Here is a 14097-nt window from a genome sequence, read left to right as displayed (position 1 = left end):
AGGGTCAGACGGCTTTTTTGATGATTATAAATGAATATCTCTTTCAATACCAGTTTATCCTAATCAAGATGATAATCGATGTTCATTTCCGAACAATCGATGTTCGGAAGCGTACACTTTTATTCATAAATTTATTTTTAATATTCTTATAATTAGTGAGTTGTGGTTTTGGCTATTATTTTGCCAGTGCTGTAATTATTGCTGAATACAATTCAGATGAAATGATTAACCTAATTAACATGTGTGGAACACGGACAAAATATAGACCATTATGATAAGACACTACTTTAAAATAGCCAAGCGTAACCTATGGAGAAATAAGGGGTACTCCATATTGAATATTGGTGGTTTGGCAATTGGAATGGCGGCAGCTATATTGATCTTATTATGGATTCAAAACGAAGTAAGCTTTGATAGATTCCATACCAAACGTGATCGGTTGCATATGGTAGGAACCAACATCGACCTTAATGGTGAGATCAACACGATGTTTTTAACACCAAAACCATTGGCACCGGCGCTAAAAGCAGAGTTTCCCGAAATAGTAAATGTCAGCCGTTATTCGGATGTGGGAAAGATGCTATTGACTGCCGACAGTAAAAAGCTTAAAGGGCATGGTGTATTTGTTGATTCTGCATTTCTTCAGATGTTTGACTTCCCTTTGGTTAGGGGAAGCGAAAAGCAAGCGTTGATCAATCCTACAGATATCGTTATAACGCAATCATTGGCCAAGCGCCTGTTCGGCTCGGATGATGTCATCGGAAAAACGGTGAAGCTAGAGAATGCCGATCCAGCTATTATAACAGTAGTGATGAAAGACACTCCAAAAAATACGCGTTTCAACGAAGCTGAATTTTTCATGCCCTGGAGCTATATGGAAAAAAAAGGAGAGTCGGATGAGCATTGGGGAAACAATACGGTAATTACCTATCTTGAACTTGCGCCAGGAACCTCATTTGCTACAATCAATACAAAAATTCGAGATATTACGACCAAACATCGAGAGGGGAAAGGGGATACGAAATTATTCCTTCAAGCCCTACCAGATTGGTGGCTGTACACCAAATTTGTCAATGGAGAAATGGTCGGAGGAAAGATCGATATGGTTCAGGCCTACCTGTATATTGCCGGATTTATTTTATTGATTGCTTGTATTAATTTTATGAATTTGAGTACTGCCAGTAGTGAGAAACGGGCAATGGAGGTTGGCGTACGTAAAGTCGCTGGAGCCTATCGCCGTTCACTTATTTTGCAATTTCTCTGTGAGGCGATCATGATGGCATTTATAGCTGGCGCATTAGCACTTTTAATTGTATGGACATGTCTGCCGGCCTTTAATGAGCTGTTAGACCGGAAGGTAATGATTGATTTTACACAACCTGTTTTTTGGATTTCTTTCTTCGGATTTATCCTTATCACCGGATTATTGGCAGGTAGTTATCCCGCTTTTTTTCTTTCCTCTTTTCAGCCTGCAAAGGTATTGAAAGGAACATTTAAAAACAGCAATGCCACCTTTAGCCCAAGAAGATTGCTCGTTGCGATTCAATTTACAGTAGCCATTGCCTTAGTAATATGTACGCTCAATATCCAACGACAATTGGAGTTTGGAAGAGATCGCGAAAATGGATACAATAAGAATAACCTCATCTATCTTTATGAAGAAGGAGCCATTAAGAAGAATATGGCATTGATCAAACATGAATTACTCAGTAGCGGTGTCGCCGAATCAGTTACCCGAACGAGCTCACCACTTACAGAAAATTGGAGTAGCACTTGGGGGTTTGGTTGGCAAGGTAAAGATCAAAATGATAAGATTATCTTCGATATGATTTCTGCTGATGATCAATTTGTCAAGACTGCTGGGTTGTCACTAGTGAGCGGACGAGATTTTGATATTCAAAAATATGCTTCTGATTCCGCTGCGGTTATACTCAATGAATCTGCGGTGAAAGCTATGGGATTTAAAGACCCACTGGGGCAGCTCGTCCAGCAGCGTGGTCAAGATTGGAAAGTTGTGGGTGTTATAAAGGATTTTATATTAAATTCTCCGTTTGAAGCGATTCCTCCCATGGTTATTTTGGGTGCAAACGGTTGGTTTAATATCGTGCATATCAAATTTAATCCTTCTTTGACAACCTCAGCAGCACTGGAACGTACAGAAGCCATATTTAAAAAGTATAATTCCGAATATCCATTTGAATATACCTTTTTAGATGAAGCTTATGCTCAGAAATTTACAGATACACAGCGTTATCGTGTTTTGGCAGGTTTGTTTACGATGATCACCATTATGATCTCTTGTTTAGGTCTGTTTGCACTATCGGCATTTATGGCCGAAAATCGCAAGAAGGAAATTGGAATACGCAAGGTGCTGGGAGCCTCCGTATTTTCTATTGCGAGGTTACTATCCATGGAGTTCGTTATATTGGTTTTGGTCTCCTGTTTGATTGCTTTCCCGATCTCGTATTTATTTACAGATCGTTTCTTTCTCCAAATGTATACCTACCGAGTACCAATTGGTTGGAGTATTTTTGTTTTATCGGGAACGGGCATATTAGTATTGGCACTCATTACGGTAAGTACACATGCCATCAAAGCAGCACTGTCCAACCCGGTCACATCATTGAAAGACGAATGATGTTTGAGGTAGATGTTGACAAAAAGAAAATGGCTAAAGCTATAGGCATTTTCATTGCTGCAACTGGAAAGAATCTCAATCCATCAATTTGTACAAGTAAGTTAAGTTAATTTCATATGTTTAGTGAAGGCCACGTCGTAAGATGTGGCTTTGCTTTTCCATCTATTCTACTTTACCGACCTTATAACCAATCTTATTACGTTCAGGTAGGGGCGGTTTCTCTAGTTTATCCTGAAAATTGATAAGCGCTTCCATATTGTTGTTCGTATATGATAAATATAGCTGTAAATTGTTGTTTTGAAACTACAATTATTCTGTTAATTGTAGTTTCAAAACAACATAATTTATAATTATTGATTTGCCAATCGTCTGGAGGCACTATCAACATAGGGGTTTATAAAAATAATTAAAAAACAAGAAAGAGAAGCTGGGATGTCAGCAGAATTAGCTTCTGGAATTGATAAAAGGCTCGAAGAGCGAGCTAAATTGCCACTGAAAATAAAAGGATTTCTGAGGAAAACGTATTACTGGGGAATGAAATAGCGCTATTATTTCCTTTTGGTGACCAAATAATTAATTGTTGTGGTAATCTTATTGAATGCTGTTGTGGTAATCTTATTGAATACAGCAGACTAAACATTTTAAGAAAGCCATATTGCAACAGATGTTTGTATAGTCAGATTAGACTATAGTGCCCAATTTTTTTAGTATATTTGATATAGGAGGTTATTATGGAATCAGTAGTTTTAAAACGAACTCACGAAAGACTTGATCGTCTATTATTAAGTAAAGTAGCTAGAGAAGCTTCATTAGTGGCGAATAGAGAAAATAAAGCACTAGAATTACCTGTTCAGGTAGTTGAAGATGGACATATTATTGAAAAATATGCCGATGGTTCAAAACGAATCATCAAAAAGCTAGTGCGTGTTAAAAGTAAAGTTAATCTTAAGAAAGGTGCAGTGTTATGCCTAAAGTAGGATGCAAGTGAAGGTCAAGATCATCGATCATTACGACACCACGACTCTGTTTAATTTCCTCTTTTACTTAATGTGCATCGAGGATAATAAAGATTTATACCAATTATGCAACCATAGATGTATGTGTTACGCTTTCATCACTGTGTAAACTTAGAGGAAGATAGGGTGATTCAAATTCTTCCAGCTTTATTTTCAATACCAATTAAGAACCATCAAATTTTAGATATTAATAATGAATCTATTCTTTTTTGAGTCCAATTTTAAGTTTTTAATTGCGATAAGGGCCTAATTTAAACCCGTAACGCAAACATGTACTAAATATGGCAGAGCAATATAAATATTTAGACTTTCCGTCTTCATCCCCAACTTGAAGTTCCATTTTGGAATATCAAGTTTTTAAACAAAGAGTTAGTTAGGTCTTATATTAGATATTTTCAACTATTTCAACCTTTTTACAGCTTCCCTTATCTCAGGTAAATCCATTTTATACTTTTTTAAATCCCATCCGGGCAGGTATTTATCCATTGGAGGGAGTCCCATAGATACTCGGCGGCTTTCAAGATTATCAACATCAACTATTGGGTAGAGGAATTTTTTCTTAGTTGTTTTATCAGTAAACCCTTGACTGCCATATAGCTGATCTTCACCATTGCGGACTGCAATTCTATCTTTCAATATCGCTAGATTACTTGAAAGTGTTTTACCAGCTTTCTCAGCTTTCTCAATCATAGGAAAGTATTTTTCTTGTGTAGCTAGATTTGCATGCTGTATTACTAGAAATAAACCCTGACTAGCAAACATGCCAACATCTTGCGGACCAAGCCAGCCTTCATTATCAAGTAGTGTTGTCACTGTTATGAGATTGAGAGAATCGACCTTTCTCATATTACTTCTTGTTACCGATAACTGTTTTTCATCAGCACCATTTTGCGCCAATTGTATGTATTGTTTTCTGAATTCTTGATCTTTTAAAAAAACAGAGTCAAGCTGCAATGCTATATCCTTTGTGAATTTGGTACTGTCAATATCAAATTGAGTAACTTGAGCATAAGATTTTAAAATACCTAAGTAGCTAATAATTAATATGAATAGTGCTTTTCTCATCAAGTTTTATAATTTGGTTTTTCTGTTTACTCAATAGGACATTACAAGGTCATCGCTACTGAGTTTTATATTTGGTTTATTTAAGGTATTCACAGCATTTTTCACACGCATCTGTTCTTCTTGAGATAGAAAATTTGGAACTAAAATATTTAAGTCAATCTTTAAAAGACGATTGATTATCACGAGATCTTTAAGAGTAAAAGGTGTGATACCATTGATCAATTCTGACATGTGTGTTTTGCTTTTATGCCCCAAAATTGTAGCTAAATTTTCTTGCGTTAGTTCTAACTTCTTAAGTTTTTTTCGTATTTCTTGCTTTCTGTTATCGATAAATAATCTTTCAAATTCCGCAATGCGTTCGTAATTATCACTTTCAGCTAGTTTTTGATCGCTAATATTATTGACATCGTTCCACTCGACATTTTCATAAGCTTCAATCAAATCACGTAACTTCGATCTCAAATTTTTAAAATGAACACTTTCCTTAGATAGCAATCTTAGTTTTCTGTCAGCTATCAAAGCTCTTTCATAATCCAATTCATTAGATATTGAATTACTCTCTACTAACTTTTCAATGTCAAAATGTGTTTTCATTTAGTCTATGTAGTTTTTAGTTCGAAGCCATTTTTCAATGGTCGATTTGTTGTTTTTGAATGTTTCATCATATTCTTGATGCGTACCAGCCCACATGATAGTGGCTTCTCCTTCATCGTCCAGCTCAATTAATATAAGTGTCCTATGAATGTGAATGTCAAAGAAATAAAAGCCATCATTATGTACACAGTCAGCATCAGGTCTTAAATCTTTGATGGTTTGTTTAGTTTTGTATGGTTCAAATAATTCTAAGACATCAATTAATTTATCGATTTCTTGGCAAAGTAATTTATTGCCAATATTCTTCTTTTTACACTTTAGAAGTATTTTCTTTCCTATAATTCTCATAAGAATCTATGCAAATATACAACAAAAGTTCGGAATTTATCCGAACTTACGATTTATTCTTTTCATTATCTGGTGATTCAAACGGTACGACCAAGGCTAAGATTTCTTCATCGGACAGCGTAGCGTATTTGCCCTTAAAATCTTTATGAATGTAATAATTCAGACCCTTTATAGGCCGTATTAAAACAATACTTTCATTTCGAGGTGCTTTATTCAGTAAACTTGTGATTTCACTTGGATTTCTATTCCATAAGGAAGGAGTCATATGGGTCAGAAGATTTTTTGCAGTATTTGGTTGGTTTAAGCTTCCTTCTTTTATTAATCGGTTAAGTTCATTGGCTAGTGCATGATTCTTATCTATAGTTTTGACACCTGTAATTTTTCTTTTTTCGATTAAATCTTTTGTTAGTTCATCTAAATCCGTGAAATTAGGAAGAGGGAAGTTTGGATTAGCTAAATTATAATATGTAACATTAAATATACTACCTATTTTTATCATCTTGTCAATGGTTAGTCCAACATTACCGCTGATTATTTCTGTTACATTTTTAATACTTGAATTAAGCAGTTTTGCTAAGTCATTTTCACTTAATCCAGATGCATCAAGATATTTTTTAACTTGTTTGCCAAATTCAACTTTGTACTCCATTTCTGTCTTCATAAAAATAGTTTAGATTATTTTGTTTAATCTATTTGTTTTACTATATTTGTTTAAGCGATTTAATTATCACGGCTAATAGCCTTGATGAACGATGTTTTTTCATACCAAAAGACCAAATTACCAATGAAGAAACCGTGAAATCGCCCTATGCTTAAAAAGTTTATTATCTTTACTTAAAGTTATAGGGTGCTTCTCACGTGAACTTCAGATGGTAACTATAAAGAAATTTATAGTAGGGTTGGTCCCCTTGGTTCTGAAGTTGTGAGGACACCCTTATTTATTTTATAAGTGGTTCTTAATCTTCAATAAAATCAACGTTCATTCATAAACAAATAAATTATGAGAACGATTAAAAAACCAATTCAAAGCCCCATTTACCGGATCGAAGATCAGGCGAGTAGGTTTTACTGCTCACCACCGCCAAAGAACACCATCTTTCCACCTGAATGAAGAAATCTTGGAAATAAAAACAAAAAGGGGCAAGAGCAGATTGCACTTATAATTGTATTTAACCGTACAAAAGATAAAACCCTGATTACGGTTTTTACCGATTCATGCTATAGCAATTCCTTATTTAGTTAATAATTCTTAAAATGCTCTTTCAAGCGTCAGACACTTTAAAAGTAGCACTAAAGAATTAGATTACCAAATATTCTAATGCAATATGGTATAGTTTATCTATACTTATGTGAATGGTTTTTTATTTATTATTATGAGATGCAATACTGATAGCCCATTATAACACGTAACGAAGACGTACAATTGCATTTTTCTCACCTTATTTATTAACTATTGATCGGTTGAACAGGGAGCATAGTGCCTAATTTTTAGCTCCCCATTCGCGCTCAATTAAACACTAATATCATGCAAAAAACTTGCAACGGGGATAGTTATGTACTAGCCTCAGGGGAAGATATGTCTTTTGTTTTGAGTGAAATACCTGTTCCAATTATTAAAAAACCAGTTATGATAACAGATTTACCAGAACGATATTTTAAGGAACTGAGGTTTGATGTCGTGAAGGGGCTATCTCCAAAATCATTGCAGTATGTCATGGGCGAGCGCCCAATACAACCCTATTATTCGCTGTTGATAGACTTGTTGGAGGCTACGGAATCATTCAGTATGGTCGTGCGCAATGACAGTACCGATGTACTGCGGATATCCTTGATCAGTATGGAACTCTATGAGATTTACCTATTTGCGTTAGGCTTACCGGCAGACTTTCCGACCAATCGGATATTAGTGCTTGGTGAGGAGCGCGAAAAGCTGGTACCCAATGATAAATTGGTAAAAACGCCATGCTATTGCTACGAACTGTCTGTACCTGCTAAAACTGAGCGCGAAGAATACCGTCAGCGGATATTGAACGATATGAACAAACACTTTCAGTTAGATGTAAGAGTCGAGAAATTGGCCGTTGTTCAAGGCAGTCGACCAGTTTTGACCAATGATGGCGAGTCCGTTGAACTCATTTGGGATGAGCAGTTGATGATGATTATGAAGACTAGAAAAGTTAATCCTTCCTGATACCATGTTAAAACAGACAAAAGTTCCGCCTTAATTAGGTAGGGGTGCAAGTCATCAAGGATGACTTTATATCGATGAAAGCGTGCTGATAACCAATTATGATAAATTAACGACAGACGTATAACGCTTTTCGATTCCATCACTTTATTATAGCCTGAGCGCAAGCTTATGGACACCTGACTAGCTTCGATTGGAAGCTATCCTGGATGTCTATTACCCTCAGGTAAACGTCAAATTTTAAGTCCTAAATACTTAGCGAAGCGATCTCTTTCGTTCCATTAAGTATAATTTAACCTTACGAAAAAATGAAAAATTTTATTAGGGGTGGAAGAGTACATACCTATTTTAAGGGTATTCTCCAGTCCATTCATTATCTAAAAAACAGCTGCAGTAAGCTAGGGATAGCACGTCGATGTCCTACAGCTGCATCTGCGCTTAAAAATAATATTGCACATGCAACTAGTGTGCGTTTTAGTAGCCAATGTTTGACTGATGGTAGCTCGTCTATTCTTGGGAATAGCTGTGTACCTATCTCGGGATTGGCCCGCCATTCGTTTGGCAGTTCTTCGACCGTTGTTCGACAGTTTCCCAAAGCTCAGTCGAAGCGGAGTCGAACAACACCCGAACAAGTGTCGAAGCGGTCTCGAACAAGTGTCGAAGGACACTCGAACAAACCTCGAACAGGAGCCGAAGAAAAGGCAAGAAAATACCAAGAAATCAGCAGAGAAACGGCAGAGAAGAAGCAAGGAAGTCTGCAACAAATAGCAGAGAAACACCATGTAACCGGTAAAGAAACAGCAGAGGATAGGCAGAGAAAGAGCAGAGCCGAAACAGAGGATTGTGCTGAAGTAAACAGAGGGGAAGCAAGGGAGGTGGTTTATTCTAATCAACTTCTGACCAACTTCGTATCAACTTCTAACTTGCTACGAGTGGGCTTCGAGCTGGCTTCGAATTTTCTTCGAGTCAAACAGTATGAAAACTCAAAGCCAACTCGAATAAAATTGGATAAAAGGCCGAAGAATGGCAGAATAAGGTCAGAAGAAAGGGGGAATAAGGTCGGTGACAAGAAAGGAGTTAGTGAGGATAGGTTGTTCTCAAATTCGGGTCAGCTTCGTACTGTATTCGTACCAGATTCGAAGAATATACGCCCTGCTAAATACCTTTTAATTACCTTCCAATTACCTTTTCTTGGGCAGCCGATGTGCGTGGGATGTGTCGGAGGTGTGCAAGGGATGGGTGAGGTCCGAAGCAGGTTAGAAGCAAGCACGAACCCGGTACCCAGAATGTACGGTTTAAGTACTGTTAGTTCACGGGGAAGGTACCGAAAAGGTACTGGGAGTGTACTACGAAGCTACTGGAAAGGTACCAAAGAGGTACTGAGAAGCTACTGGAAGGGTACGGGGATTAGTACCATCGGAGTGTCTTCTGCTCGGGAATCAGGTAGTTCGAGCTTGAAGGGTGCGTTATCTCAAATAAGCTCTTTTAAGGCTTCTAAATTTTTAAGTCAAGTATTTACTCATGCTGAGCGTGATAATTCTTTAAGGCGCTTAAAAATCAATTCAAACTTGATACAAAGGGTCGGTCAGGCTATTGGAAATAAAGGTGTTGTCCGTTTCTTTGGTGCAGCAAGGTTTTCGATTGCACCGATTTTACTGCTGTTGCTGACGTTCGGAGCTTTAATTAGCCAAGCTCAGAGCAAACAAAACTATGTACTGCAGGGAACGGTAATGTCCGCAGTGGACAATAAACCCTTGCAAGGAGTATCAGTACGCGTCGAAGCCGAGAATATCAAGATATCCACCAAGAATGATGGTTCGTTCATCATAACTGTAGCCCACCGAAAAGGAAAGGTCAAATTTACCAATATCGGTTACAAAACAGTGGAACAGGAGTACACTTCCGGAGTTATATTGTCTATGCAACTAACTGCGTCAGATAATCAGCTTGAAGAAGTGGAGGTGGTGAGTACAGGATACCAAAAAATCCCGAAAGAAAGAGCAACGGGGAGCTTTGAGTTTGTGGATAATAAGTTGTTCAACAGGAAAGTGTCAACAGATTTTGTAAGTAGATTGGAAGATGTGGTGTCGGGTATATCATCATCTAAAATGTTTTCAAACAATAGAGGTAAGTTATTAAATATTAATGTGAGGGGTATGAGTACAATGCAATCTGAATCATGGCCTCTCGTTGTTGTGGATGGCGTCCCCTATGTAAATAATTTTGATTTATTGAATGGCTATTTTAATAATATCAATCCGAACGATATTGAAAACATAACCGTGCTTAAGGATGCAGCAGCATCTTCTATCTGGGGAGTTCAGTCGGGGAATGGCGTTATTGTCATCACGACCAAACGAGGTAAATATAATCAACCATTTCAGTTATCTGTAAATAGTAATGTGACGATAGCCCAAAAACCTGATTTGTACTACTATCCACAGATGAACACATCGGATTATATCGATGTAGAAAAAGAACTGTTTGATAAAGGCTATTGGAATAGCCGGATGAATCGGTATAATGTTAGTTTGACACCAGTTATTCAAATTTTAAAGAGGCATAAAGAAGGTGGTTTGAGTGAGTTGGATATGAATACACAATTGGATGCCTTACGAAATATTGATATGCGAGAAGATTTTTTGAAATATATCTACCGCGAGTCTGTAAACCAACAATATAATGTACAATTGCGAGGTGGTTCGGAAAAAATGAATACATCTTTTTCTGTTGGGTATGATAAGAATCTAGAAAACTTGGTTACTTCTTCTTATAATCGATTGACCGTGAAGAATAATACACAATTACGTCCGGTAAAAAATTTGACCTTGGATCTGGGAGTTACTTATACGGAGTCCAAGAGAAAAGAAGCACAAATCAATATGGTTGGCTATAATAATATGGGAAGGGGTAGTGGGAACTTTCCTTATATGCAAATGGCAGATCAAAATGGTAATGCTTTGATCGTAGATGCTATACCTCGAAACCCTATATTTCGAGACACAGTAGCAGGTGGTCGCCTACTTGATGCGAAGTATAGACCATTGGATGAGTTGAATGCTACACATATATTGACCAATATTCGGGAAACGTTTCTAAATTTTAAGGCCAATTATCAATTTCTTCCATCATTAAATGCCTCTATACAATATGCATATCAACGAGCATATCAACCGACAGAAAACTGGCAAGGAATGACTTCGGTTCATTTGAGAGAGACCATTAATTATCGTGCATCTTGGGATGACGATAAAGTGACTTGGAACCTACCAGTAGGTGATTATTTGAATACTGCTCATAATAACAACGATACCCATCAGGTTAGGTATCAAATGGATTTTAACAAGAATTGGAATGATCTTCATAGTGTGAATGCAATCGCAGGGACTGAGGTGAGGCAGATTAGAAGTACGAGCCAAAATGCAGTTTATTGGGGTTATGACCCTGAATTGTTAACCCATCAACCTGTGCAAACTGGTAAATTGGTTCCCGCTTTAAATGGCATTGCAGGTGGTACTTATTTATATGATTATTCATATAATGGTGCCTATACGAATCGCTATACTTCGTATTTTGCCAATGCTTCTTATACTTATCATAGTCGCTATATATTTAGTGGAAGTGTGCGTAAAGATGCTTCAAATCTATTTGGAGTAAAAGCAAATGGTCGGGGACAACCCTTTTGGTCTTTGGGTGGTGCGTGGTTATTGTCTAAAGAAGCCTTCATTAATGATCAGGTATTCCCAATGTTAAAATTGCGGGCGACCTATGGCTATAACGGCAACGTAAATAACAGTACAGCAGCATATCCCATTATTAGTATACAGTCTTCACCAGAATATATCACGGGCCAGCCATATGCGAGTATGCAATCGCCACCCAATCCTAATTTACGTTGGGAGCGTGTCGGGATGTTGAACTTAGGTTTAGATTTTTTATTTAGGGATCGCATATCAGGTTCTATCGAATACTATATTAAAAAGCCAAAGGATTTGATAGCCGGAACTAAGATTGATCCAACCACGGGATATAATTCGTTGAATGTGAATTCTGCAAATTTAGATGGTCGTGGTGTAGATATTTCAATCAATAGTTTGAATATCAAGTCAGATTCTTTTAACTGGACGACTAATTTGGTGTTTGCTTATAACAAAACCACTGTGAAGAAATCACATCTGACGAGTCAACGAGGAAAAGATTATGTAGCTGGACCATATGGTATGTTGCTCACTCCGATAGAGGGATTGGATTTGTACAGTCTATTGACCTATAAATGGGCAGGCTTGGATTCTGAAACAGGAATGCCACGTGGTTATGTGGATGGAGAAGTGTCTAATGATTTTGGGGCGATTGTGAATCGCGGAACTATAGATGATTTGGAGAATCATGGTTCATTGAAAGCACCCTATTTTGGTTCATTTCGGAATAACTTTTCTTATAAAAATCTGGAATTTTCTTTTAATATTTCCTATCAGATCGGACATAAGTTTCTTCGGAGTTCTTTTAATAATCGCTGGTTCATCGAAAATGGTAGGGGACACTCGGATTATGCTTTACGTTGGCAGCATCCAGGAGACGAGCTACATACGAATGTACCTGCTTTTACTTATCCTAATGACCTTTACGCGAGTGAACTGTATTATATATCATCTCCTTTAGTGGAATCTGCAAGTCAGATTAAGTTGCGCGATATTCAATTGAGCTATAATCTCAGCAGTTTAAAGCGTATAGGACTTAAAAATGCGCGAGTATATGCTTATGTGCAGAATCCAGCAACGATATGGCGGGCTAATAAATTAGGTCTTGATTCTGAATATGGAGAGGAGATCCCAGATCCAATGTCTGTTTCGTTAGGTATTAATTTTAACCTTTAATTCGATTATCATGAAAAGAATATTACTAAAAACAATCCTAGGGATAGCTGTGCTGATAAGCAGTTCCTGCTCTGGTTTCTTGGATCTGAAACCTGATCAGAAAATGGTGGTTCCAAAATCGCTGGAACATTGTGAATTGCTGTTGAATGATTATACAGCGATGAATACTGGATATCCGACTTTGGGTGAGGTGGCTAACGATGATTATTTTTTGAATGCATCGGACTGGTCTGCTATGTCGGAATTTGAAGATCAGCAAACCTATATTTGGGCAATTGATATGGTCATATTAAATAATCAATGGCAAAACCCATATAAGGTGGTGTATCTGAGTAATCAGATCTTGGATGTGCTCTCTAAATTGGGGCCAAGTCAGGATATGCAGAAGTATAATAAAGTCTTGGGTGCTGCTCATTTCTTCCGTGCTTTTGCTTTCCATCAGGTAGCGACGACCTTTACCATGCCTTACCGAGAAAGTACAGTTGCTGAAGAAATGGGAATACCCTTACGTTTGAGTCCAGATATGGACTACAAGTCGGTACGTGCGAATTTGAAGGAAAGCTTTGTGCAGATAATCTCAGATTATAAAATGGCGATTGCACATCTTCCTAAAACGGAAACGCTGAAAGGAAGGCCACATAAAGCCGCCTCTTATGCTGGATTAGCTCGCGTGTATTTGGATATGCAAGATTATAAACAAGCTTATGCTTATGCGGATTCATGTTTGCAAGTACAACAGGAGCTGTTGAACTATAAAGAGTTGAATCAAACTGCAAGCTACCCAATCGATCGCTTTAATAAGGAAGTGCTATTTCCTGCTATTGGAATGTATACTCCGCTGCTGTCTCATTATCAGGCTCGAATCGATACCAATCTTTATGAGGAGTATAGTGAATATGATTATAGAAAGAATATCTTTTTTCAGCCGAATGTTAATGAGGTGGACAATTTCGGCTTTAAAGGTTCATATGATAATTCGGATGCACAACCCTTTGTGGGCTTGACGACCAGTGAAGTGTACTTGATTCGGGCAGAATCTGCTGCTCGTACAGGAAAAGTTCCACAAGCTTTGGCCGATGTCAATACATTGTTGAAGAATAGGATTGATGTAGATTATTTCATTCCGATAACAGAAACTGATCCTGACAAATTGCTTCGGATTATTTTAAAGGAACGTCGAAAGGAGTTGATTTTCCGTGGACAACGTTGGTCTGATTTAAAGCGGCTGAATCAAGATGATCGCTTTAAGAAGACATTGGTTCGTGTCATCGATGGAAAAGAATTTCGATTAGAACCGAATAGTTTGAAATATGCGCACTTGATTCCTGATTTAGTGATATCGGAATCAGGGATGCTTCAAAATAAAAGATAAAG

9 protein-coding genes are annotated in these 14097 nt (G+C 37.5%); 5 read left to right on the top strand and 4 right to left on the bottom strand.

Features of this window, described 5'->3' with window-relative positions:
• Positions 1-271: 271 nt before the first annotated feature.
• Entirely contained in the window at positions 272-2638 is a 2367-nt protein-coding gene (locus tag KO02_RS15995; RefSeq protein WP_038699874.1) for an ABC transporter permease, read from the top strand.
• Between the two features lie 731 nt (positions 2639-3369).
• Positions 3370-3615, top strand: coding sequence for a hypothetical protein (locus KO02_RS15990; protein ID WP_038699872.1), 246 nt, complete (start codon positions 3370-3372; stop codon positions 3613-3615).
• 438 nt (positions 3616-4053) lie between these two features.
• Here KO02_RS15990 and KO02_RS15985 read toward each other — a convergent pair whose 3' ends face one another.
• The 4 genes from KO02_RS15985 to KO02_RS15970 are packed head-to-tail and all read right to left on the bottom strand — an operon-like array spanning position 4054 to position 6322.
• On the bottom strand, positions 4054-4719 hold the full coding sequence (locus KO02_RS15985; protein WP_051959989.1) for a DUF6624 domain-containing protein: 666 nt from the start codon (positions 4717-4719) through the stop codon (positions 4054-4056).
• Between the two features lie 30 nt (positions 4720-4749).
• The gene (locus KO02_RS15980; RefSeq protein WP_038699870.1) at positions 4750-5313 is read right to left on the bottom strand and encodes a helix-turn-helix domain-containing protein; all 564 of its coding nucleotides are present in this window, start codon (positions 5311-5313) and stop codon (positions 4750-4752) included.
• The gene (locus KO02_RS15975; RefSeq protein ID WP_038699868.1) at positions 5314-5661 is read right to left on the bottom strand and encodes a type II toxin-antitoxin system HigB family toxin; all 348 of its coding nucleotides are present in this window, start codon (positions 5659-5661) and stop codon (positions 5314-5316) included. It abuts the gene before it with no gap.
• Positions 5662-5707: 46 nt separating this feature from the next.
• Positions 5708-6322, bottom strand: a complete 615-nt coding sequence (locus KO02_RS15970; protein ID WP_038699864.1) for a helix-turn-helix domain-containing protein — start codon at positions 6320-6322, stop codon at positions 5708-5710.
• An 864-nt stretch (positions 6323-7186) separates the two neighbouring features.
• On the opposite strand from KO02_RS15970, the gene KO02_RS15965 reads away from it, so the two are divergent.
• From KO02_RS15965 to KO02_RS15955, 3 genes are all read left to right on the top strand, one after another.
• Positions 7187-7852 carry a hypothetical protein gene (locus KO02_RS15965; RefSeq protein ID WP_038699862.1) on the top strand — a complete coding sequence of 222 codons (666 nt, stop codon included), beginning with the start codon at positions 7187-7189 and terminating at the stop codon, positions 7850-7852.
• 305 nt (positions 7853-8157) lie between these two features.
• A complete protein-coding gene (locus KO02_RS15960) occupies positions 8158-12723 on the top strand; it encodes a SusC/RagA family TonB-linked outer membrane protein (RefSeq protein WP_038699860.1) in 4566 nt (1521 codons plus the stop codon).
• A gap of 10 nt (positions 12724-12733) precedes the next feature.
• The gene (locus tag KO02_RS15955) at positions 12734-14095 is read left to right on the top strand and encodes a RagB/SusD family nutrient uptake outer membrane protein (RefSeq protein ID WP_038699858.1); all 1362 of its coding nucleotides are present in this window, start codon (positions 12734-12736) and stop codon (positions 14093-14095) included.
• Positions 14096-14097: the final 2 nt, after the last annotated feature.

The organism is Sphingobacterium sp. ML3W, from assembly GCF_000747525.1.
GTDB lineage: Bacteria > Bacteroidota > Bacteroidia > Sphingobacteriales > Sphingobacteriaceae > Sphingobacterium.
Note: the sequence above shows the minus strand (reverse complement) of the source record. Positions and strands in the feature narration are given on the sequence as shown.